Raw genomic sequence first — 26,760 nt, 5'->3', positions numbered from 1 at the left:
GTCAGCAGCGTCGAGCGGAGGGCGTGCGCCATGGCGTCGAAGCGCCCCTCAATTCACCGCCCGCCCCCGCTCCCGCGCCTCCAGCAGCGCCATGCGGAACGAGCCCGCCACAGCGTCGCGATGGACGTCGTCGACCTCGGCCGAGGCGGTCGGGACGGCCTGCCCCAGCACGACGCCGGCGAGGCCGCCGAGCACGCCGCACAGCTCCAGCGTGGTCACGCCGGGGCGCCGGGCGACCTCGGCGTCCACAGCCGCGCCGAGGGCCTGCGCGAAGTCCAGGATCTCCGCGTCCGTCACGTCCAGGACCTTCCGTCGCTGCCGTAGTGGCCATTCAGCGACGTCCGCAGCCGTCCGGGCCGACCGGCCGCGGCGAGCTCGCCCTTGTGGGTTTGCGTGTGGTCGATGGCGACCTTGACCCCGCCCTTCAGCCCGGCCAGCTCGGCCTTGAAGGTGCGCAGGTGGTCGATGCCCTCGCGCAGGCTGCTGTGGTCGAAGTCGACGCCGGCCGCATGGCGCTCGGGCGCCGCGCTCGCACCGGCAGGCGCTCTCCTCGGCAGCACGGCCTGCTCCGCCTCCCGTCGCGCTTCCTCATCGGCCCGGCGAAGGTCTGTGATCTCGCCGACCCGCTCCATGTAGTCACGGCGCACCCGATTGCCGTGGTTGCCTGACGTCATGCCGATGGCGACCACGTTGCCGTTGCGGTCGCGCTGCACAGCGCCGGTCGCGAAGCCAGCGTGGCCGCGCCCCTGGCCGTGATCCTCAAAGATGACGTCGCCACGCTTCACGTCAGAAAAATCGACGTGCTTGCCCCAATTCTTGAACGAGTTCGCCATCGACGAGCCGGAGCCCTTGATCCCGGCAACCTTCAGCGCGCCGTTGACGGCGTCGGCGCACCACTGGCCCGCGTGCATGATGGACCCGAGCGCTTGGCCGGCTTGGACGCTGCCGGCGCCATTCAGTCGATCGAGCGCGTCGACGGCTGCTGATGCCTTGCCTGCGCGGACGGTGCCAGTCGAGGAAGCACCATCGGGCGCGGTAGCTGGCGCCATGACCGTGGCGCCGCCCGGCTGCATAGCCATCGCCGCGTTGGCGAAGCGCATCCGCGAACCATAGGCCTTGATCCCGGCCCGCTCGAAGTGCGCCTCGAAGGCCCGCATCGAGCCTTGGACGGTGCTCTCTCGCTTCACCGCCGCAATGGCGCCGGGCGTCTCAGGGTCGCCCTCCGTCAGATAACGCCATGACGCCTCGTCTGAGGTCGGATTGAGGCCGTGTGCCGCGACCCAGGCCTCGAAGGCACGCCGGCGCGGGCCGGTCCACTGAGCCCAGCCAACACCACCCTTACCGGGCGCCTGTCCGCCCTCGTGGTACATCGGCGCCGTCCGTCGCCAGGATGGAGCGCGGCATCGCCCATTCCCGCGAGCGGCCGTCCGGGTCGGACCAGCGCAGCAGCACGCCCCAGGACTGGCCACGGTCGTCCCGACTCTCGGCGAGCACGTCGAAGCGGCCTGACACGACCACTTCGGGCCTCTCGTCGTCGCTCGGGTCCGACCACACGAGGCCGCGGTCCGTCATTCGGAAGCCCGCCGGCCAGCTCGGGGCCTTGGGTTTCGCGGGCCGGGCGGCGTCGAGCAGGGCCGCGAGATCTGCGCCGTCGGGCACCACGTCCGCGAGGTCCCATTTCGGCGGAAAGTCGCTCGGCACCGGCACCACGGCCGCGCTGTCCGCGCCGGCCTTCAGCGCCGCCTCGGCGATGCCCGCCGCGGCCTTCCGGCCCACGTCGTCGTTGTCGGGCCATACCACCACGGCCCGGCCGGCGAGTGGCGACCAGTCGACGTGCTTCACGCCCTCGGCCCCGCCCGGCCACGCCACGGCGATGTGGTCCGGGAACAGCCGCGTGGCGGGCTCGACCTTCTTCGCGCCTTCCACCACCAGCACCGGGGCGAGCGGGGCCCTGGCGAGGCGGTCGAGGCCGAAGATTGGCCGCGGCGAGGGCAGGTGCTTCAGCCGCCATTCGGTGCGGCCGTCGTCGTGCCGGCACCAGCAGGCGAACCTGATGTCCTTCCCGTCCGCCTTGACCCACCGGCACTCGAAGCCGAGCGGCTGGCCCGTGGCGTCGGCGAACAGCCACGTCTTGCCCGGCTCCCGTCCGCCGAGGCGCACGTTGAGCGGGACGAACTCGGCCTCCGGGATGGGCGCGACCGGCGTCCACGGGTCCCGTTCGGGTTCGGCCTGGCCATTCGCCTTGCGCTCGGCGCGGGTCTTCATGCGCGCCAGAGGGTCGTCGTTGGCAGCCTGCTCAGGGCGAGACAGGCCGAGCCGGTCAGCGACGGCGCGCGCTGCATCTACCTGAGCTGTCCCATTCAAGTAGGCGAAGAGGGCGACGGGATCGCCCCCCTTGTCGCCGGTGGCGAAGTCGGACCAACGGCCCGACGTCGTGTTGATGGTAAAAGAGCCGGGCCGGCCGTCGGCGCGGGTCGGGTTCTGCACGACGTACTCGCGACCTTCGCGCCGGCCGCCGGGCAGCCAGTCAGCCAGGAGGTCCGGCAAGCTGCGCAACGCCGCGGCCGACACAGCCTTGATGTCGACGCGATGAGAGGAGGCGCCGACGCTCATTTCCGACCCCTCCGCTTCGCTGCGGCCGCCTCGACGTCGATGAACCAGCGGCCCCGGGTATAGACGGAGATGCCCTCCGCCTCGTCGTCGTGAGCCCAGCGCCGGGCCTGCTTGTCGCCGAGCCCGAGCTCGTAGCGAGCGAGCTTGAGCGGCTTCATGCGTCGACCGGCCGCGACAGGCGGGGGGGCATCGCCCCTGGCGGCGCGGATCGCCGCGAGGGCGTCGAGGAGCGCGGCCTCGGCTTGGTCGAGGGCGGTCATGCGCGGCCCCATGCCAGCTCGGCAGTCAGCCGGGCGCGGGTAGCGTCTAGGCCGAAGCGCCGCGCGAGATGATGGGCGGCGAGGGATTGCGAGGGGCTGGAGGTCAGGCTATCTCTGCTGCCGTCGCGCGCCGGGAAGCAAACGACGATTTCAGAGCCCTGCCCACGCCCCGCGTCGGCGGGGTTCTTTTTGAGCACGTCAGGCGGCCTCTTGTCCGAGGCCGAAGACGGCGTGAAGGGCGGTGCGCGGAATGCACCAGCGGCCTCCGATCTTCTTCGCGCCGGGAAGCTGCCCTTTCTCGAGCAGGTAATGGGTCTGACGGCGGTTGCGTCGGATCACGCCGCCGATCTCGTCGAGCCCCCACAAGAGGTCGAGCGAGGCTGAAGCGCGTCCGGTGTCTTCGAGCTGTGACATGTCGGAACCCCTAGAAGATCTGGTTCGGACTAGCTCTACGCTGAACGTCGCTGGCAGGCAAGTCTGGATCTGATCCGATCTTTATGCCATTGTGACGAGGTGGAACGGATTGGGATTTTTTGCCATGTATCGCTATGCCGAGGTCGAGGACGCGCTGATCGCCGTGGCAGGCGTGCCGGAGAGCTACCGCACCGCGCTTCGGGCGCGCCTCAAGAACCTGAGCCGCCTCGGCGTGAAGAAAGAGGCGCCCGGAAAAGGCACTCGGGTGTCCTATGACTTCGACGACGTCTGTCTCTGGGCCTTCTGCCTGGAGCTGGCGCAGTTCGGCATGGACCCCGCCCGGGTCGCCATGATGGCATACCGACTCTGGCTGTCGGTCGGTCCGGTTCTGACCGGCGGGCAGCATGACGAGGACATGATCTTCGCGGCCAATCCGGTTTTCCTGTCGCGCGAAGCGCAGGAGCGCCACGACGACAGGGGTAAAACTGATCAGGGCCTCTTCCAGATCGATTGGAACGAGAACAGCGTGCGAATGGTGTATCCCGCTTCGGAGCTTGCGGCTGTCGTCTGTTCCGCCCCGAAGCGCACAAGCCGCCTTCCCAACCGGACGGTGCTGGTCAACCTGAGCGATCTGCGGCGCCGGATTGAGGATGCCCTCGCAAAGGTCCGCGAGGTTTGACAAGCCTACATGCAACATGAGTGCGACATGAGGCGAGTGCGTTGAGGTAAAGCAGCTACTTGAGACGCACTCTGACTCCGTCAATCTTGGTTCGAATCCAGGTCCCCCAGCCAAAACTTGGCCGATCCCAGGCTTCTCAAAGCCTTAGCTGAAATCGCTGCCCCTGAGCTCCGGCCGTGGTCCACATCGCTGGTCCACAGGGGTACCTTTGTTCGTCGGCAGCTATCTTCGCCTTCGCGGCGGCACCTACCATTTCCGTGTCCGGATTCCTGGCCCCTTGCGCAAAGCGGCGGGGAAGAGCGAGATGACGGTCTCGCTAGGAACCGGCCGATTTGAGTCGGCTGTTCGAGCTGCAAGGACCATCAGGACAGGGCTCGACAGCATCATGGAGGCGGCCGACCAGGGGGCATCCTATGCAGACATCGAGCGCCGCGTCCGGGCCTGGATGGGGCGGTCGGCCCTGGACTACGAGGCCAAGATCGCCCTCAACGACGGCCTGAGCGGCACCTTCAGCGCAGACGAGGCCCGGACGATGGGGGCCGACGTCACGGCCGAGATGGACGGCCTCGTCCGTTTCGTGGGCATGGTGGACCGGGATGCGTCGAAGGCCGCAGCGGTGCGCGCCGCGGCGGGATTGATCTCCGATCCCAAGATCGATGATCTCGTCCAAGCGCTCGCGCGCGACATGGGGTTCGATGTCGAGGCCGGCTCGCCGACTGCCAAGCTCGTTAGGCGGGCTATCTTACGCAACTTCCCGAGCCTGCTCGACGATCGCGATACGGCCGACCTGGGCCTGCCCCTGCCTGATCGGGTCCTCGACGCGCTGCAGCCACGATCGCCCCCCGGCGCCATCTCGCCCGAGCTGCAGAAGGCTGCTGCACGGAGTGACCTGCCGGTTCGGGAGCTCTGGGACGCCTTCTGCGACTCCAAAATCGACGGCGGCGAGTGGAAGAGCGCCGAGAAGGTCGCCGCCCGCTCAACCCTGAAGCTGTGGCTCCAGAGCGAGGGCGAACAGCCCCTCGCCGCCTATCGAGCCACGAATGTCGAGCACTTCCGCAAAGTGCTCCGCGGGCTACCGGACGACTACTACCACAACAAGAAGTGGCGCTCCATCTTTGACGGCCAAGGCACGCTCGCGCTGTTCGAGGCCGCCAAGGCCGCCGATTGCGCGCGCATGTCGCCGAAGACCTTCAACAAGCACCTGAGCCGCCTCAACGAGTTCTGGAAATGGGCGGCCGGCAAGGGAGAGGCGCTGCCGAGCGGCAGCCCGTCGATCTTCGCGGGCTCGTTCGTCAAGGTCCAGAAGAACCGCATCGGCCGACGCCTACGGCTCGAGCTCCGACGTAAGTTTGAAGAGGCGGAGATCGCGACCCTGCTGGCATCGCCGACCTTCCTCGGCGCCCGCTCCGCACGCGACTGGAAGACGGAGGGCACCCTTGTCGTCCCGGATCATCGCTACTGGGTCACGCTGATCGGGCTGCTGCACGGCATGCGGCGTGAGGAGCCGATCGTGCTCAAGGTGCGGCACGTCAAGCAGAAGGACGGCATCTGGTACTTCGACCTGCTCGACGACGAGGTCGTGCCGCTCCTCAAGGACGTCGGCTCGCCCCGGCATGTCCCGCTCCATAAAGCCCTGCTGGACCTCGGGTTCATCGACTCCAGGGTCGCGGGGCGCCGACCCGAGAGCGCTCTGTTCCCCGAAGCGGTGTCGCATTCGGAGATCGCGCGGCACGGCGACCCGTTCGGAAAGTGGTTCCTGCACTTCAGGCGCTTCCACGGTGTCGACGACCCCAAGCTCGATTTCCACTCGGTCCGGCACACCGTGATCTCGCGCCTCCTGGATGCGGGCGTTCCCGAGAACCACGTCGAGGAGATCTGCGGCCACGAGGGCGCGGGCCGTCGATCCGAGATCGCGTCCTACGACCATGGCCGGCTGCTCGGGATCCTGAAGCTCGCCATCGATCGTCTGATCATCCCCGTCGACGTATCCGGTTTGGTGTCGGCGCGGACCGCCTCCGAGCGCATCCATGGCAAGTACGCGATACCCGACGAGATCAGCGCGACGGTGGGAAACGGGAGGCGTCGGCGAGGGCCGGCAGCCTCGAAGCTGCCTCCGAAGGCGTGATCTCCGTGATGGCGAACGTTTCCGGTCATCGATGCGTCGGCGGGACATTGCGAACCCGTCGGTGTACCCTTGTCGAAACCGGCCGACGGCACCCGTCCGCCGTGTCGCCACTGATGTCTCTCACGGCAAACTACGGGTGTGTGGCTCCCCACGCTCATCGCGAGGGGCGTAGTCGGCCGGAGTCGCCGGTGGCATCGGACGCCCCGCCCGGAGGCGGAGCGTCGACCGTGCGTCCGTCAGCGGCTCCAGACCAGGGAGAAGGTGTTCGCGTCTGCGGTCTCGACGAGGCTGGCGTAGATGGGGTTGGGGAAGCTCGGGTCGTCCAGCTTGACCGAGTGGTAGACCCGCGCCCCGTCCTTGGTACGCTTGGTCCAGGCCGCCCCGAACTCGATCCCGTTGTTGCCCGCGTAGGCGCGGAGGTCGGGAGCCTTGTCGCTCTCCGCCACGCCGGTGGGGACGAAGCGGACCTTTGTGTTGAGCGTCAGGGTGCGGATCGAGCCCTGGAAGGTGCCGTCCTGGTTGCGGGTGAAGGTGCCGATGGTCGCCATGGTGTGTCTCCTGCTCGCTGCGGTGATCCGAGGCCGCTCCGTCCGGCGCCCTCGATGGCCATGATCCAGGCGGGGCGAACGCCGACGCACCCAGCGGGCCGGAGCGCAGCGGAGGACGGTGGGACCGCAGCTTTCTTGTCGCGCGAGGAATGCGGGGCTTCGTGCCCCGCAGGGGAAGAAAGTTGCGGGACGGCCGTTGCGGGTCAGGCGGGCGAGGCGCAGCTGACCCCGTCCAGGTTGGCCCATCGAGAGGACGCCGACGGAGTAGCAGGACCGAGCGCGAGCCAGGACGCCTTCGCGCACCGCCGCCCTTCTCACCTTCAAGGCTGGACGGCCCAGAATGACGGCCCATCTCTTCCGCAGCGGCCCACCGCTGCTTACCACCTCGGGGCCGAGCGGAACGCGGGTCCGATCTCACGCTCAGCACAGCGATGAGGTGAGAACGGCATCGGCCGCTGCGCGCCATGCCGGTTTGTCAAATACGCTCGTCGTCGTGACACAAGCCGCTCGCCTCATCAGCCGCTTGGCATCGAGCGATGACGGCGCGCCTCTCCAGACAGGGCCCTCGTGAGCAGGCGGTAACGACATGGCCCCTGGGCGCAGGGGCCCTTGCTCACAGTTCGCCGCCTCGCGTCAGGGATCGAGCCCGTCAGGGTCGAAACGGCGGAGCCGGTTCGAGCGAAGCCGAGAAGCCCGGCTCGAAGGGCGACGCCCAATCTCTGGAGCTGGCCCAGAGCCGACATTGAGAGAGTCCGCTTCTGTGCCAGGAGGTTCGGGTACCCCTGGACCGGATTGAAGAGTTCGTCGCCCGCTCGCGCTTTCTGAAGACGCCAGCTACTTCTGCAACGAGAGCATCGGTCACTCCTCGTCCCGCGTCGGCTCCTAAGGTCAACGACATCGACCGCACCCGCATGCTGATCAGGGTCCGCTACGCGGTCGACGAACTTAACGCCTGGGCCACGAGCTATCGTCGCGATGCGATCGCCTTGCCGCAAGCGCCTGGCGTTCCCCATTGACCAGATATAGGTTGCAGCCTATATAGAATGGGAGGTCGATTCCACCCTGCCTTCGAGGCGTAGGTTCTGACTTTTGAGCGTGGTGTCCGCGTCGCGTTGAGCGCCGGCGCGGAGCTGTTGGCCGACTCCGGTCCCCAGCTTGGCCGGCCTCGCGCCGACATGCTCAATGGATCGAAACACGCCAATATGAAGGAGCTGCGGTTCGAGGGCGGCGACGGCGAATGGAGTGCGGCCTTCGCCTTCGATCCCAAGCGAAGGGCTATCGTCTTGGTAGCAGGCGACAAATCTGGCTTCAGTCAGAAACGCTTCTACGAGACGTTGATCACAAGGGCGGATCTACGGCTTTCCGAGCATCTGAAAAGCTTGAAATCCGCAAAGAAGGGCAAATGAGATGGGCCGTAGCCTGAACGACCTCATCGTCGCGCTTCCGCCCGAGGAGCAGGAAGCCATCGACGCCCGCTATCAGGACATGAAACATGAGGTGGAAGGCTTGCGCGAGCTGCGGCAGATCGCCGGCAAGGCTCAGGCGGAGATCGCCTCCGCCCTCAACATCAAGCAGCCCTCTGTTTCTCAGATCGAGCGGCAAACCGATATGTATCTCTCGACGCTTCGCAGCTATGTCGAAGCCGTGGGGGGAGAACTCGAACTGACGGTCAAGCTGCCGGAACGGCCTGCCGTGCGGATTCACCAGCTTGGAGATGCTGGTGCTCCTCCACAGGCGGCGGCCCGTAGCCGCCGCACGCACGCGCAGATCGGCGGTCGCCGTGGGCGCTAGTTATCCAACGAGGATCATCCTGGCGTTTCGAAGTGGCGGCGTCTGTGCCTTCCCGAAGTGCGGCAAGCATCTCACCTACGACGCCCAGGTGGGATGCGACACCTATGTCGGCGAGGCGGCGCACATCCGTGGCGAGAAATTGACCGCGGCCCGCTATGACGCCTCCATGACCGATGACGAGCGCGATAACGTCCGGAACCTCATCTATCTCTGCACCGATCACCACACGATCATCGACAAGGTCGAGGCCGATTGGCCGACCGCGACCCTTTTGCAACTGAAGGAAAGCCACGAGAAGCAGGTCCGCCAGGCCATGGAAGAGGCCTTTGCTGACGTCGCCTTTCCCGAATTGCAGAACGCCGTCTCTTGGGTTGCGAGCCAAGCGCCGGCCCCAAATGGCTCTTTCGATCTCCTCGCGCCGGACGAGAAGATCAAACAGAACGCGCTCTCGAATGGATCTCGTCACATCATCGCTGCGGGACTGACTTCGCGAGCGACCGTTGGCGATTATGTCGAAGCGGAAGCGCAGCTCGATCCTGACTTTCCCGAACGGCTGAAGGCCGGCTTTCTCGAAGAATATTATGCTCGCCGGAAAGAGGGCCATAAGGGCGACGAGCTTTTCGAGTTGATGTGCGCCTTTGCCCAGCGCGGTCTGCGTCGACAAGCCGACAAGACCGCAGGCATCGCTGTTCTGATCTATCTCTTCGAAATCTGCGACGTGTTTGAGAAATGATTCTTCCGACCAAACATATCTCGCAGAACGAGGCGCTGATCGGCGTCGGCGCCACGCTGCTCGCGCATCTCAGCATGCCCATGACCGTTTCGGGCCTGTGGGAGCGTCTGCGCACGGAACCGAACGTCGGCAACTTCGAGCGGTTCGTGCTGGCCTCGAACCTCCTCTATCTGATCGGTGCGATCGAGATCCGGGACGGCCTTATCGTCAGGACCGCCTCATGATCAGAGCCGTTCGCGCCAACCAGAAAGGCTTTCACACCGCGCTGCTTCAGCCGGGTGTCAATCTTATCCTGGCCGACCGATCCACCTCGGCCGGTGACAAGGACACTACGAACGCCCTAGGCAAATCGACGCTCATCGAGATCATCGATTTCTGCCTCGCCAGCAATACCTCACCCGGAAAAGGGCTTCGCATCGAGGCTTTGCAGGGGTGGTCGTTCACGCTGGAACTGTCCCTGTCCGGCCGCGAGGTCGCTGTGACGCGAGCGACCGATACACCCGGATTCTTCGCGATCGAAGGCGCCACCGACGCCTGGCCTGTCCGGCCAACGCCGAACAAGGAAGGCGTTCCGGGTCTCGACGCCAAGAAATGGCGATCCGTTCTTGCCTGGGCCCTATTCGGTATTAGCGATCTGTCGGCGGAATCCGGATACAAGCCCTCGGCGCGGTCGCTGCTTTCCTATTTCGTTCGCAACCAGACAGCCGCCTACAACATCCCCTTCAAGCATTTCGACAATCAGAAGACTTGGGACATTCAGGTCCACAATGCTTTCCTTCTCGGCTTGAATTGGGAGAAGGCCGCGACCTGGCAGCAGCTCAAAGATCAAAAGAACGCGCTCGATGCGCTCAAACAGGCGATCAAGACCGGAGCCGTCGACGGCGAACTAGCCTCGCTCGGTGAACTCGAAGCCGAGCGCCTGCGCCTTGCAACCCAGCTTGAGCGTGAACGCGAAGCGCTGTCGAATTTTCGTGTTCTTCCACAGTACCGTGAAATCGAGAATCAGGCGAACCTTCTGACCAGCGAAATCCATGGCTTGGTCAACGCCAATATCGTGGATAAGCGCCGGCTCGATCGCTACCGTGACTCCTTGGTGAGCGAAGACGCTCCAACCGAAGACCGTCTGGAGGCCCTTTACGGCGAGGCGGGCATCAACCTGCCCGGCGCTGTCAAGAAGACGCTGGCGGATGCGCGGGCATTCAATGCCCAGATCATCGCTAATCGCCGTGAGTTCATCACCGGCGAGATTGCCGCTCTGGAAGCTGCCGTCGGCGAGCGTGAGACCGACATCGCGACCCTCACGGATCGCCGTGCCAACTACCTCAGCGCGCTTGCGGGACAGGGCGCGCTGGAGGAACTGACGCAGTTACAGGAGTTGCATGCAAGCACCCGGCTGAAGGTCGACGAACTGACCAACAGAATCACCCAGCTTCGTCAGATGACCACCAAGGCGGACACTATCAAGGTCGAGACCGTCGAGCTGAAACGCGCGACAAGCCTCGACTATGAGGAGCGGCGTGCGCTGTGGTCGCAGGCGCTCAGCCTCTTCTCGGAATTCTCGGAGAACCTCTACAAGTCGCCCGGCCGCCTGGTCATCGATATCGATGACACCGGCTACAAATTCGACGTCGAGATCGCGGGCAGCCCGAGCGAGGGCATCAGCAAGATGAAAATCTTCTGCTACGATCTCATGCTGATCTCGTTCGCGCGCCAGCGTGGTCTCGGGATCGACTTCCTGATTCACGACAGCACGATTTTCGACGGTGTTGACCCGCGACAGCGCGCCCATGCTTTGGAACTTTCCGCCGCGATGGCTGCAAAACACGGCTTCCAGTACATCTGCACACTCAACACCGACATGGTTCCCGTGGGCGACTTTACGTCAGCCTTTGATTACGAGAGCCTCGTCCGCCTCCGGCTCACCGATACTGATCCGACCGGAAGCCTCCTTGGGTTTCGTTATTGAGCGGGGGCGACATGAAGCATGATCATGCCCATAGGGCGTCCCCAACATGAGATCTGTGCCGTTCACCCGACCCACGCTGATCGCCGCTGTTGAGTTGCTGGAGCAACACAGCCAGGCACGGTTCAACCAGATGGTCCTCCGCCTCGGCCTCGAGGACGGGATTTCCACCAGCACCTCCCTCAGCGTCGCCAACAAGTGCGCCTTGCTGGGCCGGATCGTTGTGCAACGAGCCGAGGCCGTGCTCGAGACGCTCGAAGGCAGCATGACCCTGGGCGAGGCGGTGATCCGGCAAGCCGCGCAGCTAGCGCAACAACACGCTACGCACGCTCTGCAAACGGCCTTCGCACGTGGCCTTGCGCGTGACGGATACGTTTTGACGTGGGACGACTATGGGCGACACGCGTCCATCCGCGTGGCACTGCCCGGCGACATCCAGCTCCCCCAGACGGACGACGAGGTGCATCAGCTTCTCAAGTCCTTTGGCTTCACAACTCCTCTCGGTCATCTCGACCAGGCTATCGAAGCGCATACCCGCGGCGATTGGGCGGCTTGCAACAGCCAGCTCCGGACCTTTCTAGAGAGTCTGTTCGACGACATCGCGCGCAACGTGCGACCGCAGGAAGCGGGCCAACGGCCGAGCTCAGAAAACCGACGCGCTTTGCTCGCCGAGATCGGCTTCCTTGCCACGGATCGCAACGAGTGGACCCAGGACGGCAAGAACTACGTCAACGGCCTCTTCAAAATGCTCCACACGGAGGGTTCGCATCCGGGCCTCTCAGATGAAGACCACAGCACCTTCCGTCTGCATGTCGTTCTCGTCACCGCCAGAACCTTCCTGCGGCGGCTCGCCTACGATCAGTGAGGCCGATATGGCATTCTTTTCACAAGATCAGCTGGAAGCGATCGCTGGCGCGCTTGGCGACACTGCAGAGGGCCTGGCCGGGCCAGAGATCGAGCACCTGCTTGCGTCGTGCAAGATTGCCGATCCGGGGCCTATGACGAAGCGCGTCCGTGTCTATAACGCCTTCGCGGAATGCCAGAACACCAAACGCAACCGCACCAATATCCTTGAGTTCATCCGGCTCGCCATGAAGCCGGCGCGTTACAGCCGCGAGCCGCACCGCTATGAGCCTATGCGGGCTCGCCTAAACCTGGCGTTGGCGTTCGCAGGACTTGTGATTGATGAGTCCGGCGAGTTGAAATCGGCGGATGTCGCCCAGACCTTACCCGAGGCTCAACGGCGCGCTCGCGACTTGCGGGCGGACCTTGAAGGTCGCGGTGTGCACCCTGACGTCCTGAAGTTCTGCCGCGCCGAGCTTCTCGCCGACAATTACTTTCATGCGGTGCAAGAAGCGGTCAAAAGCGTCGCTGACAAGATGCGGTCGCAGACAGGGCTTTCCGACGACGGCGCGACTCTCGTCGATCGGACCTTGGCCGGCAGTCCGCCGATGCTTGCGATCAACCCGCTTTCCACCGCAAGCCAGCGGAGCGAGCAGAGCGGGTTCGCAAATCTGGTCCGCGGCACCTTCGGCATGTTCCGCAACCCCACTGCGCATGAGGCGCGCATCCATTGGGCGATGTCCAAAGAAGATGCCGAAGACCTGCTCACAATCGTGTCGCTCATCCACCGCCGGCTCGATGCCGCCCATATGCCGGCGCGCACATGACCACGAAGGACGCCAACGGCCAGCGCAGGGGCAAACACGGGCACTGACGCGAAGGTTCAGACCGATCAAAGTGGATGGGTTTCGCTCATGACGTCTGCGGTCTGCAGAATGTCTGAATGGTGACGGTCAGCCGACGGCAGCTCATGGCGCATTGCAACCGATCCCTTCGATATCGTAGCGCTCTTAAATATTCATCATCCCGTCTTCGACCTGGGGACATCGACAACGACATGCTGATGCGCTTTATAGACTGGTTTTGGCGTGACCGGCAGACGGGTCGGATCGTCATTGCGCAGCGGCCGAACCTATGGCTGTGGATTTTTGTTGCCGCTTCTCTCGTCGAGCTGGTCACCGACGCAACGGGGCCGACTGGCATAGGTGCTCACATTGTTTCGACGACGTCCCTACTAATCTGGGCCGGTGATGAAATCTTGCGAGGGGCGAACCCGTGGCGGCGCTGCCTCGGGATTGCAGTGCTGATTGGATTGACGATCAGGCTTGTTCTCTGGTGTTGGCGCTAAACGCGGTTGGCGCTTCTCCACGAGCAGGTGAGCGTGACGGGCTCCCAAGGGAGCTCACCATGAACAAGACGACAGCGCCTCAATCGCCTACCCGCGCGCCCTGGAATTGCGGGCGAATTATCGGCCCGAAGCCGCCCCTCAAGCCCAAACACATCTGGGCCATTCGGACCCGCCTACAGCATGACGGCCATGTCCGCGACCTCGCCATGTTCAACGTTGCGATCGACAGCAAGCTTCGCGGCTGCGACCTCGTCAAGCTCCGGGTGTCCGACGTCCACCTCGGCGAAGGCGTGCGCCTTCGGACGACTATCGTTCAGCGAAAGACCGGGCGACCCGTGCCATTCGAGATGACGGAGCCGACCCGCGACGCCCTCACCGCTTGGCTGAAGAAGCGGGGCTCGCGGTCGACCGACTGGCTGTTCCCGAGCCGAAGCCATGCGGGCGACCACATCACGACACGGCAGTACGGTCGCCTCGTCGATGATTGGGTCACGCTGGCCGGCCTCGACCCAGCTAACTACGGCACCCATAGCCTGCGCCGGACCAAGGTCGCCCTTGTCTACAAGCGCACGGGCAATCTGCGGGCCTGCCAGCTCCTGCTCGGTCATTCCAAGCTGGAGAGCACCGTCCGCTACCTCGGGGTTGAGGTCGATGACGCCCTAATCCTGTCCGAGCAGACCGATCTCTGACGGGAACCGCGGCGGCTCAGTGCCGCCGCGACCAGCGAAGGGGCTCTCGGCTACGGCAAAGGAGGGTCGACTCCAGCTGTACGCCGATCGCTCCGAAGGTCCGCAAGGTGGCGACCCCTGAATGTCGGGACTTGGCGCCTAGCGGCCGCGCTGCCGACCTTGGGCCGGCAGCGCGAGACTTGGAGCGGGGGCTCCCGCTCACCCTTCGAAGCGCATCACCGGGATGCCGAGCTTGCGGGCCTTATCGGCGAGGTTCTGGCTGATGCCGGAGCCGGGGAACGCCACCACGCCGATCGGCAGCGCCTCCAGCATGGCGTCGTTGCGTTTGAACGGGGCCGCGTTCTTGTGCCGGGCCCAGTCGGGCTTGAAGGCGACCTGCGCGATTTTGCGGTGGTCGGCCCACTTGGCCGCGATCAGCTCGGCGCCCTTCGGCGAGCCGCCGTGCAGCAGCACCATGCCGGGGTGCTTGCCGTGCACCCGGTCGAGCGCGTCCCAGATCCGGGCGACGTCGTTGAACCCGTGCCCGCCCGTGAAGGCGATGCGCGGCCCCTTCGGCACCAGCAGCTCGGTCTGCGCCACCCGCCGGGCGTTAAGGTAGTCGCGGCTGTCGACGACGGCGGCGGTCATCGTGGCGTGGCTCACCAGCGAGCCGGCCCGCGGGCGCCAAGCGGTGCCGGTCTCGGCGGCGTGGAGGTCGGCGGCGTAGTCGCGCAGGAACTCGAAGGCGTTGCGGCGCTCCTCCGCGGCCAGCCCCTCGGCCAAGAGGCGCTCCAGCTCGACCGAGCGGACCTCCGAGCCGTCCTGCTCCCCCACCGATCGGCGCTGGGCCACGGCGTTGTCGTCGAGCCGGCGCGACAGGCGCTCGGCCTTGCGGTGGAGGAGGTTGACGAGGGACCAGAGCAGGTCGGGCAGTTCGTCCTCCAGCCGGGTGCCGGTGAGCAGGCCGGACAGGACCTCGAAGACGGTGCCGAGGGCCGCCTCCACCGCCTCGGGCTCGGGCAGCGGCCGCGGGTCGGGCTCGTCGCCGAGCGGGCGGTGGGCGAAGGTGGTGAGCTCGTCGAGGAGGTGGGCGGAGGGCGAGGAGGCGACGGCGCCGTGGTGGGCGAGGAGGTCGGAGGCGAGGCGATCGTGGGTCATGGGGTGCTCCCGTTCGGGTGGGCGTCGGGCCGCGGCGCCTGCGGCCTTCACGGCGACCGACCGCCACGGCCCGGCCTGACCGCACCCCGGGCCAGCGGCCCGAGGCCGCAGCGCAGCGGAGGACGGCGGGGCGCCGGCTTGTTTGCTCCGCGAGGAGGACCGGCATGGCCGACGCGGCCTGCCGCGTCGGGCCCGCGAGGATGCTCCCGCCAGGGACCGCCCGGTCCGGGGAAAGAAGCCGGCGCCCCGCCGTTGCGGCCCGAAGGCCGGGTCGTGGCCGGATCGCCGCTCTGAGAAGGCCTGGCCCGCGGCACCCTCGCCGCCTCTTGGGGCACCCCCGGCCGCGCAGCCCCGCCCCGGTCTCGCGTGCCGCCCGGCGCCGCCCGCGCCGCCCGCCTTCTCCCGCGAGCCGCCGCCCTCACGCGCCCGACAGCTGCGCGCCGACCCGCTCCGCCAAGCCCACCGGCCCCCAGCGGCGGAGGTCGGCGTTGAAGTCGATGAGGCGCGGGCGCAGCACGTCCACCGTGACAGAGGAGGCGCGGGCCCGCCCGGCCAGGCGCTCGGCCGCCTCCCGCCCGGCCGCGTCGTTGTCGCGCGCGACCACGAGCCGGACCAGCCCCGGCGGCAGGACCAGGATGGCGAGCTGCGACGCGGACAGCGCGGCGACGACGCAGGCCCGGGGGAATAGGGACGCCACCGACAGCGCCGTCTCGATGCCCTCGCCGACGAGCCACGCCGTCCCGTCGCCCCGGCGAAGGTGGACGCCCTGGCCGGCGAGACGGCCGAGCGAGCGGCGCGGCGACGCGATCGGCGCCTTGCCGAGCAGCCCCGCGTCGGCGCCCCGGCCGGGCCGCGGGTCGAGGAAGGTGCGGTGCAGGCCGGTCAGCGTGCCGGCGAGGTCGATGACGGGGGCGAGCAGCGCCGGTAAGCTGCGGCGCGGGTCGCCCGGGGCGTCGCGATAGTGTGCGGCGGGGTGGAAGCGCAGCACGGCTGCCGCGTCGCCGTCGAGCGCGATGCCCCGGGCGGCGAGGTAGCGCTCCGCCGGCGTGCCGCGGATGGGCCGCCCGGCGCGATACAGCCGCCGCGCCGCCTCGACGGTGTCGGCGCGCTGCCCGGACGCCGACGCCCAGGTCGCGGGCCGGGGGGCCGCGGGCGGGAGCGCCAGCACGGACCGTGCCTCGTCCAGGACGTCGCGCAGGCGGGCGTGGCCACGGTTCAGGGCGATGAGGTCGAGCAGGTCGCCGCGCTGGCCGGTGGCGGCGTCGCACCAGCGGCCGGCGGCCCCGCGGCCCGAGGCCGGCCCGACCAGGCGCACGAACAGGCTGCGCCCGGGCGTGCCGTGCACGTCGCCGACGGTCCAGTAGGCGCCGTTGCGGCGGCCGCCCGGCAGGTAGCGCCGGCACAGGTCCTCGGCGCGGGCCGCCAGCGCCTCCGACAGGTCGCGGGCGCCGCCGCGAGGGTGGTCCATGACGCGCCTCCATCGTTGTCGGGGGAAAGGCGGAAGTCCGCCGCGGCACGGGCCGCGGCGGGACGGGACTGCGCGAGGCCACCCCACGAGGGACCGGCTACTCGGCCGCGACCAGCATCGCCTCGCGCACCTCCAGGGCCGTGGGCGCACCGTCGAGCACGTTCACCTCCTCGGGTCCGTCCACGGCTTCCCGGACCGCGCCGGCGTCGGGCCCCGCCGCAGCGCCGCCGCCGACGTCCCGGTCCGGCTCGATCCCGGTCGGGGCCATCCCCGGCGTGCGCAGCGGCGTCGGCAGCCAGCCCGTGCCGGCGAGCAAACGCTCGGCGGCCTCGGCCATCTCGGGCTTGCGTGAGGACGCGATGCGCTCGGCCGCGGCCGCGCCCCGCGCCTCGCGCACCGCGGCGAGGATGCGCGCTTTGGTGACCCGCCCGAGATAGTTGCCGACCGTCGGCGTCCAGCCGTCCCCCGACGCCATGTCGAGCCCGAGATGGGCGGCGAGGTTGTCGGCCTGGGCGACGGCGCCGGTCCGGCGATCCCAGGGCTGCACGACGGCGTTGACGCTGCGCCCGACGCAGACGGCGAGCAGCGCCGCCCGACTGTCGACGTCCATTTCGACGAGGGCGGACCACAGGTCCCGGGCCTGCCGCGGCAGCAGCCGCTGCCAATGTGCGGGCCGCTCCGCCAGGGCGCGGGCGGGTGCGGCGTCGCCCAGCCCCGGCGCGAAGCCGGCGAGCCCGGCGCTGCGCACGTCGACCTCCAGGCAGGTCTCGGCTGCGCCAGAGTAGAAGGCCCGCAGCGCGAGCGCGTGCAGCAGGGCCAGCAGCGCGGCGTCTGGGTCCGCCGACAGGGCAGCCCGTAGCGCCAGGGTGCGGTGCGCCGTCAGCTCCGTCATCAGCCGCTCGGGCAGGCGGCCGCCGTCGTCCGGCTCATCCTCGTCGGGCTCCGGCGCGCCGTGCAGCGCCTCGTCACCCTGCGTCCGCGCTGCGGCTGACGCCGCCGCACCCGAGGCTGACAGCTCGCCCCCGCCGTTCGAATCGACCGCGTTGGTCCCATCCTCCGCCTCCGGCGCGGGCGGCTCGTCGGCCGGGCGCACGTAGCCGCGCTCGATCCTGAGCGCGCCGTCATGGCCGATGCTGACGAAGGCGCCGGCCCGCGCCACCTCGGCCGGATCGAAGGCCCGCGCCTCGGCCGCGATTTCGGCCAGCCGCGCTTCCAACGCGGTGAGGGTCCGGTCGGCCGCCTCCGGCATGTCCTCGGCTGTGGCATAGTCGGCCTCGAGCGCGTCGGCCTCCGCCCGCAGCCGGTCGTGCTCGGCCTGCAGCGTATCGTCGAGCGGCACAGCCTCGGAGCTGAGCCGCCGCAGCCCGAACAGGTGCCCATAGGGCAGGTCGATGCCGGCATCGATCCACAGCCAGCCCTCGCCGCGGACCCGCTCGGCCTCGGCATCGAGCTTTTCTCCCGCCAGACGCGCCAAAAGCATTACATCGCGCAGATAGCCGCCTTCGTCCTCGTCGAAGAGGTCGCGCTCGACGACACCACCCGCCGCCTCGTAGCTCGCGAGCCCGACGAAGAGGGCCCGCTTGTCGGAGGCCCGGACGGCGCCCTCGGCCAGCAGGCGCCGGATGGCCCAGGGCTCCCGGGTGTGGCTGCGGCACAGGGCGTCCCAGGCCGCCTCCTGGCGGGGGTGGTCGCTCGTGGCCGCGAAGGTCATCAGCTGCTCCAGCGTCAGCTCGCCCTCGGCGTAGAAGTCGAGGAGCTTCGGCGACACGGCTGCGAGCCTGAGGCGCTGGCGCACCACGGTCGGGGTGACGAAGAAGCGGGCCGCGATCTCCTCCTCGCCGAGGCCGCGTTCCTCGCGCAGGGCGCGGAAGGCGCGGAACTGGTCGAGCGGGTGAAGCGCCTCGCGCATGGTATTCTCGGCGAGGCTGTCCTCCTCGGCCGCGACCTCGGCGCGCCCGACCGTGCAGGGCACGGGCGCGGTCTTGTTCAGGCGCTTCGCCCGGACGAGCATCTGCAGCGCCGCGAGGCGCCGTCCGCCCGCCACGACGGCGTAGCGGCCCGTCTCGGTCCCGGCCTCGTCTAGCAGCGGCCGCACGCTGAGCGACTGCAGGAGCCCGCGGCGGCCGATGTCGTCGGCGAGGTCCGCGAGGCTCATCCCCGCCCCGACGCGCCGCACGCTCGCGGCCGAGGCCACCAGCTTGTCGAGCGGCAGCATCTGCGCGGGTCCGAATGTGATCTTGCCCATGATGGTCCGTCCATGACGGGCGGGGCCGAGCCTCTCTCGTCCCTCCCGTTCCCGTCACGACGATCCCCGCTCCCCTCTGCCTCTCAGGGGTCCGAGGCAGAGGAAGGCGGGGACGGAAGAGCCGGACGGGTCGGCCGAAGGGGCAAAGAGAGCGTCAGGCCGCAACCTGGTCCATCAGCTTCTTGGCCTTCAGCTCGACGTCGAGCCGGGCGTCCTGGCGCGGCTCGGCCCGCGCCAACGCGGTGATACCCTGCACGAAGTCGAACACGCTCTCGGGCGGGTGGCCCTCCTCGACCAGCACCGCCTCGATCACCTTCGCGGTGTCGCCCTTCGAGAAGCCGCGCTTGCGCAGGAACTCGGATCGTTCCTCGTCGCTGCGCGCCACCACGCGCTCGCGCGCCGCCTTCACGCCCGATACGAAGCCGGCCGCGGAGGAGTCGGCGAAGGCCTGCAGCGCCGGCGCGGCCTCGGCGGCGAAGCGGTGCGCAGCGTATTTCGAGTGGCGGATCGTTACTTCCTCGAATTGCTCGACCCCCCAGAGATTGCGGTTCATGCATACGGCGCGCAGGTAGAACGAGGCGATGCCGAGCGTGCGGGCGCCGACCTCGGAGTTCCAACAGTAGAAGCCGCGAAAGAACAGGTCGGGCTCGCCGTTCGGCAGCCGGCCGGCCTCGATCGGGTTGAGGTCGTCGCACAGGAACAGGAACACGTCCCGGTCCGACGCGTAGAGCGTCGTCGTGTCGGCCGTGACGTCGACGCGCGGATTGTAGGTCATCGTCGACCAGTCGAGCGTGCCCGGCACCTTCCAGCGCGTCTCGCCCGCACCGTCCCCGGCGATGCGCATCACCGCCTCGACGAGTTCGTGATCGGGGATGCGGCCGTAGTCCGGCCCGGTGATGGCCCGCAGCTCCGTGCGGCCGTGGTGAGACGTGTAGCTCTTCACCATTTCGGCCCGGTGGTGGCTCAGCCCGTACTGAAGGTTGATGGCGGCGACCGCGGCCGGGAGCTGGCGCAGGTAGCCGGCCGGGGCACCGACGAGGCTGGCGAGCTGGCCGAAGCTCCAGTGCGTCGGGGCGACCGGCCCGGGCTCGCCGGGCAGGATGAGGCTTAGGCGGTCGCCGTCGTCGCGCCGGGCCTCGACCCGCACGTCGCGGCTCTCCAGTGTGCGGGCGCGCGAGTGCTCGGCGCGGCCCTTCACGGAGCCGTGCAGGTCGGACAGCGACAGGAAGCGCTGGTCGGCGGGGCGGGAGAACCACTCCGACGACACGCGGCCGACGCGGTTCCCGCGGAAGGGGTCGACGCGATAGCCGGATGCGGCCGGAGCGGTGCGGGCGGCGGCCGAGGTGATGATCTGCGACATGGGATCGATCCGAGCCGGGGCGCCGGAGAGCCTCTCTCTCCAGCCTCGTCCCCGTCACGGCCTCCCTTCCAAGCCCCCTCACTCTCTCCCGCTCGCCGCCAGCCGCACCCGCTCCGGCATGTCTTGGCCGGTCCCGCCGGGATGTCGCGCCCGACAGGCTCCGCCCAGGCCGGACAGTCCCGGCGCTCACCGCTCGATGCCGACCTCCCGTTCGGGCATCTTCTCCCGCCCGCGCGACGGGTCCCGTTCCGGCCCCCGCTGCATCCGGCGGATCGTCTCCGTGAGCCGGCCGGGCAGCGGCGGCACGAGCCGGCGCCCGTTCTCCATCAGCCGCCACAGCGGCGCCACCACGCCCTCGCGCACGCTTGAGATCGCCAGCGCCTCGCGCAGGGCGCGCGCGGCCTCGATCAGCCGCGACCCGCGCCGGTCTACCCGCTCGTCTGGCTGCGTCACGAAGCCGGTCGCCGCGAAGCGCGCCCGGTCGGCCACGAAGTCGACCACGTTGGCCTTCTCGCCATACCGGCTCGCCTCGGCGAACAGCCGCTCCTCCAGCGCGCTCGCGGTCGGCGCCATGCGCGGGTCGGCCTGGCGCTGCCGACAGGCGGCGTCGAGCCGGTCGCGCTCGACGACGATGCGCACGTCGTGCCGGTGGCGCGTCAGCGCCACGTAGACCTCTCGCGCGTCCGGTGCCGCCCCGACGTAGTGCACGCTCGCCGCCGCAGTGCGGCCCTGCACCGAATAGGCCGTCCCCGCATAGGCGTGCACGACCCGGGGTGGGCGCGCCTCTCGCCCCGGCGCCGGCCGGGCGAAGGCGCCCCAGGGCTGCTGGACGGTGCGGCCGTCCTCCAGGCACACCAGCAAAATCGCGCTGCCGTCCGCATCGGGCCTGACCGCCTCGACCGTGCCGCGGGTGCCGTTGCGGATGCGCAGCTCCGGCAGTGTGTCGCCGAAGCGGAGGAGGTCGCCCGGCGCGAGCGGCAAGGCGACGAGGTTGCCCTCGCGGTCGGTCGAGAGCAGTGCGATGTCGTCGCCTCTGAGGCGCCCCTCCGCCCGCAGCACCTCGCGTACGGCCCCGTTCAGCCGCGTGGCGTCGGCGTTGCGGCGCGTGATGAGCAGCACGTCGTCGCCGTGCTCGGCCCGCAGCTCCTGCCAGCGCTCGACGACGCGCCGCATCGCGCCCTCGACGCCCGGCACGGTCTCGAGCCGGCCCCGCCCCGCATAGGCGCGCAGGCCCGCCTCGGCATCGCCGCGCGCCATCACGACCGAAGCGGCGCGCTGCCAGTTGACCTCCTGTCGCCGCACCGCCTCCATCACGGCGTTCTGGCGCACCACCTCGGTCACTGCCCGCAGCGCGCTGCCGCCCGGCACGGATTCGAGCTGGCGCGAGTCGCCGAGCAGCACGAGCTTGGCGCCGGCGTCCCGCGCCGCGATCGTGAGGGCGGCCATGTCGCGCATCGACACCATGCCGGCCTCGTCGACTAGCAGCAGCGTGTCGGCATCGAGCGGCGCCGCGCGGCCTCTCCGGTCGTCGGCGCGCCACTTGGCGATCGCCTGCGCGTCGATGCCGACCGATTTGCCCAGCTCGTCCGCCGCGACCCAGCTCGGGGCGAGGCCGACGACCTTCAGTCCGGACGCCCGCGCCGCGTCCGCGATGACGCGGGCCGCGGTGGTCTTGCCGGTCCCGGCCCCGGCCTCGATGACGCTGATCCCGTCCGGGCTCGCCGCCCGGCGCACGGCGTCGCGCTGCTCGTCCGCGAGGTGCGGCGCCCGCGCCAGCGCGGCGTCGAGACCGGGCTCCGTGATCCACATCCGCTCGGCTGGTCGGTTCGCGGCCCGCAGCATGGCCGCCTCGACCGCGGCGATGGAGGGCGTGGTCCAGCGCCGCGCGTCGTCCCGCTCCGGGCCGAGCCGCAGCAGCGTGCCCTCTCGCTCCAGGCGCTCCAGCTCGACATAGACCGGCGCGATGCCGATCCCCTTCAGCCCCGCCTCGACAAGGGCGGCGCCGAGCAAGTCAGAGCGCGTCACCACGCTCTCGTGACGGAACAGCGCCGAGGCCGCGCGCGCCACCGGCGTGTCGCCGGCGATCTCGGGCGGGTCGAGGTCCGGAAGGCGCTCGCGCTCCGGCGTGCGGTCTCGCTCGACGTCCCTGATGCGCTCCGACGCCAGGGCCGCCGCCCAGACGTCGACGTCGTGCTGAGCGAACTCCGTCCGCCAGCGCGCCTCCAGTTCCTCGCCGCTCGGCACGAGGTCCTTCGAACCGCGGGTTGCCAGGGCGGCGATCTCCTTCTGGGCGCCGCTGGCCGCGCGGCCGACGCGCGCCTCGATCTGCCGCGAGCGCTTGGAGAAGGTCTCGATCAGGTCCTCCTGCACGCCGCGGACCTCGTACTGGCCGCGGCCGGCGGGGCGGAACGCGAAGCCCTGCTCGGCCAAGGCCTCCGCCATCGCCGCGCGGTACCCGGCCCCGATGGCGTGCTGCCAGCGGAACACCTCGGCAGGCTCGATGGTGAGGTGGCTGGCCTTGTAGCGGGTCGAGGCGTGCCGCGCCCCGGCGACGTTCATCACCACGGCGTGGGTGTGGATGTTGGGGTCGCCCTCGCGCGTGGTGTAGTGGTCGTAGCGGGCGACGATGAGGTCGGACGGCCGGTCCTTCCGCTTGCCCCCTGCGCCCGAGCGGACCAGCACGAGGCCCTCCCGCTCGACGAAGCCGAGCGCAGCCTCGACGGCCCGCCGATGCGCGGCCTCAACGGCGGCACGCTGCTCGGCCGTGCCGGCGGCCCAGAGCAGCGACACCGACTTGCCGGGGGTGAGGGTCAGGTCAAGGCCAGCCCAGTGGCCCGGCCCGGCGCCGCGCACGAGCGGCGCGCCGGTGCCGGGGTGCTGCCCGGCGCAGAGGGCGCGGAAGGAGCCGCGGTCGATCGGTGCCCCGTGCCGGACCACGGTCTCGCCGGTCGACCACCATGTGCCGGCCCCGTCGCGGGCATAATACTCGTCCCTGTTCCGCGGCTTGGCCTCGCGCGCGGCGTCGTTGGTGTAGTAGGCGCCCGCCTCGGACCCGGCCGCGAGGCGGCGCAGCGAGGCCGTCACCGCGGCTTGCGCGGGTAGCGGCAGAGCCGTTCGAGGTCGATGCCGCCACCCTCGGCGGGGGCGGTAGCCTCTTCGACGAAGCGCGCGATGACGGCGATCTGAGCGTCGACGGCCTCCATGCGCTCGACCAGCACCCGATGGCGAAGCCCGGTCTCGTAGGCTTGGGCGATGGCTTCCGCCGCGAGTGCTTCGGGCGTGGTGCCCGTCGTTACCGCGGCTCGCCGCAGCGCGTCGGCGAGGTCGGGGTCGAGTTCCACGATCAGCTTGACACCTGTCACGTATATCTCCTGAGCACGCTGTCCCCAAGCGATCGCGCCGTGCTGAAGCGCCTGCCCTCGAGAGGTGATCGACATTATCGATTGGCGGCGGTTCTACCAACCTGCCTTGCGGCCAGAGTCGACCCGTCCCGGGCATAGAACCTACCGGAGAACAAATTCCAAGGCGAACCTTACCATCTCAAGCATATCTCTCCGATGAGGCGCGGTCCCTAAGACGTTGGCCGAGGCGTGCAGTGCAAAATTTCGCCTTACTGCACATTATTATCTACACAGTAAGAAAGTCATTCTCAAGAATGTAAATAAATTATTTGATTTATTTGTGAAGGATCGAAGAAGCGGGTCTAGAGTATTATGTTTTCGCATTCCGTTCGTTGCTCAAAAAATGATTCGCTTCCGTCTAAAGTCGATGCCGGTAACGGCGGGCCGTGAGGATCAGCACAGCTATGTGTTTAATAGCGACAAAAATAAACCAGCCGACCTCTGTATGCGGTGCGCTTGCTCGCCGAGCAGGTAGGCTCCGAACGCATATATGACTGCACACAGGATGCTTGTTTTGAATTTGATCGCCAGGAAGCGTCCCCATGCCATGTCGTTGATTCCGGCCAACAATGCCGCGAGCGCGCACGGAATGTCCAACAACCGCCCGAAGAGGACAACCTTCCCCCGTGTTAAGCGAACAGGTAGCGAACGAGTCGAAGCCGTCCTTCTGTGATGTGCAGGTAGGTGTTCGGTCCCGGCATTTGATGGATCGGATCGATTCCGAAGCGTTCTGGCTCCGATGTCCACTGTTTGCAGGTGGCCTCGTAGGGGGTTGAGGCCTTTGAGGGTCTTCAACCGTCGTCCGAAGTTGTAGGCGTCGACAAACTCGGCGAGGTGCTGCCTCAGCTGCGCATGGTCGTCGTAGTGGAAGCGTTTGACAGTGGCTTCCTTGATGGTCCGGTTCATTCGCTCGACCTGACCGTTGGTCCAGGGGTGCTTCACCTTGGTCAGGCGATGCTCGATGCCGTTCTCGTCGCAGACGCGATCGAAGATATGGTGGAACGCGTAGCGGTCGCAGGTTCGGTTTGTGAACTGGATGCCGTTATCGGTGAGCACCGTATGGATGGCGTAAGGGATCGATGCGATCAGGTCGCGCAGGAACTCAGCCGCAGCCACCTTGCCGGCTTTGGGGCAGAGTCTGGCGAAGGCGAACTTTGACGTCCGGTCGATGGCGAAGAAGAGGTAGAGCTTGCCTTCGGCCGTCTGCACTTCGGCGATGTCGATGTGGAAGTAGCCGATCGGATAGCTCTTAAACCTCTTCCTGCCCGGCTTGTCGCCTTGAATATCGGGTAGCCGGGATATGCCGTGACGCTGAAGACATCGGTGCAGGGACGAACGCGTCAGGTGCGGGATTGTCGGCTGCAGGGCATACAGGCAGTCGTCGAGGGGCAGCGACGTGTGCTTGCGGAACGCCACGACGACAGCTTCGTCTTCGATCGATAACACGGTCGACCTTGGATCGGTCGGACCTGTCTTTCGATCCTCCGTCCAGGTCCGCTTCTTCCACTTCGCGACAGTCTTCGGATTGATCCCGTGGCGCTTGGCGAGCACCCTCAGGCTCTCTTGACTATGCTGTATCGCTCGACGGACTGCCGCTGTCGTCGTGGCGCTCCCATGGTGAATCTGGCCCATAGTGCCTCCTTCCACTTGTGCGTGAAAATTGCACCATCAAACCCCGGGATCAAACAGGTAGGGCCTATATCGCTTGACGAGGCGGAGCCCAACAGTGCGACCGATCCAAAAACTTAGATTGTCGCCGAGGACCGCGCCTATGGCCGCCGCGGCGACGATATCCCAGGGGCTGAGATGGTACGATGCGCCCGCGTAGGCCGAGACGGCTATCAGACTGCCTTCCCGGGGAAGGGCATGCCCATGCTCTCGATGCCGACGGCGCCGTAGCCGAACTAGCCGACCAGCCTCGAGGCATCGAACGATGATGAGGCGATCATGGGTTCTTCCCCGTCACCGCCGAGCTTTCAGCATCGTGCTCGCCGCCAGGATCGCGGCGAGGCCGGCGAAGAGCAGCACCCCGGACCAGGGCTCGAGCGCGGGAAGGTGTGGCAGCACCAGCCAGGCCAGCCCCAGCCAGACCAAGATGGCGAATGCATAACGTCCGTCGTCGACGAACAGGCCGAACACTTCGCGCACGGCGGTTTTGAGCCAAGACATGGATGTTCTCGTGATGGAGCCGAAGCGGCCTCAGGCCGCGCGGACGGCACGGGTGCGGGGGCGACACAGCGGCACGAGGGCGAGCGCGACGGCGAGGAAGCCGAGGCAGAGCCAGACGATGGACAGGTCGGCGCCCGGCCAATCGAGGCCGAGGCCTTCGCCGACCCAGAAGGTGCCGAAGCCCGACAAAAGCACCCCGACCCCGAACTTCAGGGCATTCTCCGGCACCGCCGACAGGGGGCCATGCACCGCAATGCCGACCGCCACCACGAGCACGAGCGCCGCCAGCGCGCCGGCCGCGGCCGGCAGCAGCAGCCGGGGACCGCCCGCGCCCATGGCCACGACGATGAAGACCACTTCAAGCCCCTCCAGCATCGTGATCTCGAAGGCGGTCCCGACCGCGACCGCGTCCCAGGCCTTCCCAGTCGGCGCTGCGTCTTGGAGAGCCGCGCTCTCCTTCGCGAAGGCGGCAACCTCGTCGTGCAGCGGAATGACGCCGGCGGCGCGGAGGACGGCCTTGCGCAGCCAACGCAGCCCGAACAGCACCAGAAGAATGCCGATGGCGAGTTGCAGCGGGCCGAGCGGCAACCGCGTCAGCACGGGTCCGAGCACGAGCACCACCGACGCGAGGCAGGCGAGCGCCGCCGAAGCTCCAGCGATCGCGCCGCGCCAGCCCCGGACGACGCCGACGGCGAGGACCACCGTCAGCGCCTCGACAAACTCGACCGTGGACGCCAAGAACGCCGCCAGGGTGGTCGGCCAAGCGTGGATCAACGCGGACATGATCACCTCGCTGTCATGCGTTTTGTAGCAAAAACTAACTCATCGGATAAAGATGTAGAATTTGCTACATGAGGTCAAGGGGGTGATCAGGGTGCACGGAAGAGCAAGCTGGCGCGTCCGCGGATGGGCGAGAAGACGCGGGTTGGCGCAACGACGTCGACACCGCCGGCGCCCTACGGGTCCGGACGAGG

The 26,760-nt window shown here is 68.0% G+C and carries 25 protein-coding genes and 2 pseudogenes; 12 read left to right on the top strand and 15 right to left on the bottom strand.

Features of this window, described 5'->3' with window-relative positions:
* Nucleotides 1–48 precede the first annotated feature (48 nt).
* The 5 genes from L7N97_RS21460 to L7N97_RS21440 all read right to left on the bottom strand — a co-directional run bounded on the left by L7N97_RS21460 (nt 49) and on the right by L7N97_RS21440 (nt 3,287).
* A complete protein-coding gene (locus tag L7N97_RS21460; protein ID WP_237480298.1) occupies nt 49–297 on the bottom strand; it encodes a hypothetical protein in 249 nt (82 codons plus the stop codon).
* On the bottom strand, nt 294–1,370 hold the full coding sequence (locus L7N97_RS21455; protein ID WP_237480297.1) for a phage tail tip lysozyme: 1,077 nt from the start codon (nt 1,368–1,370) through the stop codon (nt 294–296). Before L7N97_RS21455 ends, L7N97_RS21460 begins: the two co-directional genes overlap by 4 nt.
* Nucleotides 1,339–2,613 (bottom strand): DUF927 domain-containing protein, encoded by a 1,275-nt coding sequence (locus L7N97_RS21450; RefSeq protein WP_237480296.1) that lies wholly within the window; start codon nt 2,611–2,613, stop codon nt 1,339–1,341. Before L7N97_RS21450 ends, L7N97_RS21455 begins: the two co-directional genes overlap by 32 nt.
* Nucleotides 2,610–2,873, bottom strand: a complete 264-nt coding sequence (locus L7N97_RS21445; protein ID WP_237480295.1) for a hypothetical protein — start codon at nt 2,871–2,873, stop codon at nt 2,610–2,612. Before L7N97_RS21445 ends, L7N97_RS21450 begins: the two co-directional genes overlap by 4 nt.
* Nucleotides 2,874–3,071: 198 nt before the next feature.
* A complete protein-coding gene (locus L7N97_RS21440; protein WP_237480294.1) occupies nt 3,072–3,287 on the bottom strand; it encodes a DNA-binding protein in 216 nt (71 codons plus the stop codon).
* 124 nt (nt 3,288–3,411) lie between these two features.
* On the opposite strand from L7N97_RS21440, the gene L7N97_RS21435 reads away from it, so the two are divergent.
* The 3 genes and pseudogenes from L7N97_RS21435 to L7N97_RS21430 all read left to right on the top strand — a co-directional run bounded on the left by L7N97_RS21435 (nt 3,412) and on the right by L7N97_RS21430 (nt 6,091).
* The gene (locus tag L7N97_RS21435; RefSeq protein WP_237480293.1) at nt 3,412–3,966 is read left to right on the top strand and encodes a hypothetical protein; all 555 of its coding nucleotides are present in this window, start codon (nt 3,412–3,414) and stop codon (nt 3,964–3,966) included.
* A 208-nt stretch (nt 3,967–4,174) separates the two neighbouring features.
* Nucleotides 4,175–4,345: pseudogene (locus L7N97_RS30590) on the top strand (DUF6538 domain-containing protein); the annotation flags it as partial.
* A 6-nt stretch (nt 4,346–4,351) separates the two neighbouring features.
* Nucleotides 4,352–6,091 carry a site-specific integrase gene (locus L7N97_RS21430; RefSeq protein ID WP_237480292.1) on the top strand — a complete coding sequence of 580 codons (1,740 nt, stop codon included), beginning with the start codon at nt 4,352–4,354 and terminating at the stop codon, nt 6,089–6,091.
* Nucleotides 6,092–6,327: 236 nt separating this feature from the next.
* Here L7N97_RS21430 and L7N97_RS21425 read toward each other — a convergent pair whose 3' ends face one another.
* Nucleotides 6,328–6,639 (bottom strand): DUF736 domain-containing protein, encoded by a 312-nt coding sequence (locus L7N97_RS21425; RefSeq protein ID WP_237480291.1) that lies wholly within the window; start codon nt 6,637–6,639, stop codon nt 6,328–6,330.
* 1,082 nt (nt 6,640–7,721) lie between these two features.
* Here L7N97_RS21425 and L7N97_RS21420 point away from each other — a divergent pair.
* From L7N97_RS21420 to L7N97_RS21380, 9 genes are all read left to right on the top strand, one after another.
* A complete protein-coding gene (locus L7N97_RS21420; RefSeq protein WP_428981064.1) occupies nt 7,722–8,045 on the top strand; it encodes a type II toxin-antitoxin system RelE/ParE family toxin in 324 nt (107 codons plus the stop codon).
* A 1-nt stretch (nt 8,046) separates the two neighbouring features.
* A complete protein-coding gene (locus tag L7N97_RS21415) occupies nt 8,047–8,430 on the top strand; it encodes an XRE family transcriptional regulator (protein WP_237480289.1) in 384 nt (127 codons plus the stop codon).
* The gene (locus L7N97_RS21410) at nt 8,420–9,163 is read left to right on the top strand and encodes an HNH endonuclease (RefSeq protein WP_237480288.1); all 744 of its coding nucleotides are present in this window, start codon (nt 8,420–8,422) and stop codon (nt 9,161–9,163) included. Before L7N97_RS21415 ends, L7N97_RS21410 begins: the two co-directional genes overlap by 11 nt.
* Nucleotides 9,160–9,387, top strand: a complete 228-nt coding sequence (locus tag L7N97_RS21405; protein WP_237480287.1) for an ABC-three component system middle component 6 — start codon at nt 9,160–9,162, stop codon at nt 9,385–9,387. Before L7N97_RS21410 ends, L7N97_RS21405 begins: the two co-directional genes overlap by 4 nt.
* A complete protein-coding gene (locus L7N97_RS21400; RefSeq protein WP_237480286.1) occupies nt 9,384–11,129 on the top strand; it encodes a DUF2326 domain-containing protein in 1,746 nt (581 codons plus the stop codon). The genes L7N97_RS21405 and L7N97_RS21400 overlap by 4 nt, the downstream gene beginning before the upstream one ends.
* A 46-nt stretch (nt 11,130–11,175) precedes the next feature.
* Nucleotides 11,176–11,991 carry a hypothetical protein gene (locus tag L7N97_RS21395; RefSeq protein WP_237480285.1) on the top strand — a complete coding sequence of 272 codons (816 nt, stop codon included), beginning with the start codon at nt 11,176–11,178 and terminating at the stop codon, nt 11,989–11,991.
* A 7-nt stretch (nt 11,992–11,998) separates the two neighbouring features.
* Nucleotides 11,999–12,796 (top strand): TIGR02391 family protein, encoded by a 798-nt coding sequence (locus L7N97_RS21390; RefSeq protein ID WP_237480284.1) that lies wholly within the window; start codon nt 11,999–12,001, stop codon nt 12,794–12,796.
* A gap of 233 nt (nt 12,797–13,029) precedes the next feature.
* Nucleotides 13,030–13,317: a hypothetical protein gene (locus L7N97_RS30585; RefSeq protein WP_237482340.1), complete on the top strand. Its 288-nt coding sequence runs from the start codon at nt 13,030–13,032 to the stop codon at nt 13,315–13,317.
* Between the two features lie 59 nt (nt 13,318–13,376).
* Nucleotides 13,377–14,006 carry a tyrosine-type recombinase/integrase gene (locus L7N97_RS21380; protein ID WP_237480283.1) on the top strand — a complete coding sequence of 210 codons (630 nt, stop codon included), beginning with the start codon at nt 13,377–13,379 and terminating at the stop codon, nt 14,004–14,006.
* A gap of 198 nt (nt 14,007–14,204) precedes the next feature.
* Here L7N97_RS21380 and L7N97_RS21375 read toward each other — a convergent pair whose 3' ends face one another.
* The 9 genes and pseudogenes from L7N97_RS21375 to L7N97_RS21335 all read right to left on the bottom strand — a co-directional run bounded on the left by L7N97_RS21375 (nt 14,205) and on the right by L7N97_RS21335 (nt 26,569).
* The gene (locus L7N97_RS21375) at nt 14,205–15,143 is read right to left on the bottom strand and encodes a DUF2493 domain-containing protein (RefSeq protein WP_237480282.1); all 939 of its coding nucleotides are present in this window, start codon (nt 15,141–15,143) and stop codon (nt 14,205–14,207) included.
* A 418-nt stretch (nt 15,144–15,561) separates the two neighbouring features.
* Nucleotides 15,562–16,611, bottom strand: a complete 1,050-nt coding sequence (locus tag L7N97_RS21370) for a DUF7146 domain-containing protein (RefSeq protein ID WP_237480281.1) — start codon at nt 16,609–16,611, stop codon at nt 15,562–15,564.
* A gap of 97 nt (nt 16,612–16,708) precedes the next feature.
* Nucleotides 16,709–18,856: a ParB/RepB/Spo0J family partition protein gene (locus tag L7N97_RS21365; RefSeq protein WP_237480280.1), complete on the bottom strand. Its 2,148-nt coding sequence runs from the start codon at nt 18,854–18,856 to the stop codon at nt 16,709–16,711.
* A gap of 154 nt (nt 18,857–19,010) precedes the next feature.
* Nucleotides 19,011–20,216 carry a DUF932 domain-containing protein gene (locus tag L7N97_RS21360; RefSeq protein ID WP_237480279.1) on the bottom strand — a complete coding sequence of 402 codons (1,206 nt, stop codon included), beginning with the start codon at nt 20,214–20,216 and terminating at the stop codon, nt 19,011–19,013.
* A gap of 186 nt (nt 20,217–20,402) precedes the next feature.
* On the bottom strand, nt 20,403–23,300 hold the full coding sequence (gene mobF / locus L7N97_RS21355; RefSeq protein WP_237480278.1) for a MobF family relaxase: 2,898 nt from the start codon (nt 23,298–23,300) through the stop codon (nt 20,403–20,405).
* On the bottom strand, nt 23,297–23,578 hold the full coding sequence (locus L7N97_RS21350; protein ID WP_237480277.1) for a hypothetical protein: 282 nt from the start codon (nt 23,576–23,578) through the stop codon (nt 23,297–23,299). The genes mobF and L7N97_RS21350 overlap by 4 nt, the downstream gene beginning before the upstream one ends.
* Before the next feature lie 668 nt (nt 23,579–24,246).
* A pseudogene (locus L7N97_RS21345) lies at nt 24,247–25,249 on the bottom strand (IS481 family transposase).
* Nucleotides 25,250–25,579: 330 nt separating this feature from the next.
* Nucleotides 25,580–25,786, bottom strand: coding sequence for a hypothetical protein (locus L7N97_RS21340; protein WP_237480276.1), 207 nt, complete (start codon nt 25,784–25,786; stop codon nt 25,580–25,582).
* 30 nt (nt 25,787–25,816) lie between these two features.
* The gene (locus tag L7N97_RS21335; protein ID WP_237480275.1) at nt 25,817–26,569 is read right to left on the bottom strand and encodes a COG4280 domain-containing protein; all 753 of its coding nucleotides are present in this window, start codon (nt 26,567–26,569) and stop codon (nt 25,817–25,819) included.
* Between the last annotated feature and the right edge of the window lie 191 nt (nt 26,570–26,760).

Origin of the sequence: Lichenibacterium dinghuense (assembly GCF_021730615.1) — a bacterium.
GTDB lineage: Bacteria > Pseudomonadota > Alphaproteobacteria > Rhizobiales > Beijerinckiaceae > Lichenihabitans > Lichenihabitans dinghuensis.
The sequence above is the reverse complement of the archived record's forward strand: the minus strand, read 5'-3'. Positions and strand labels throughout refer to the sequence as shown.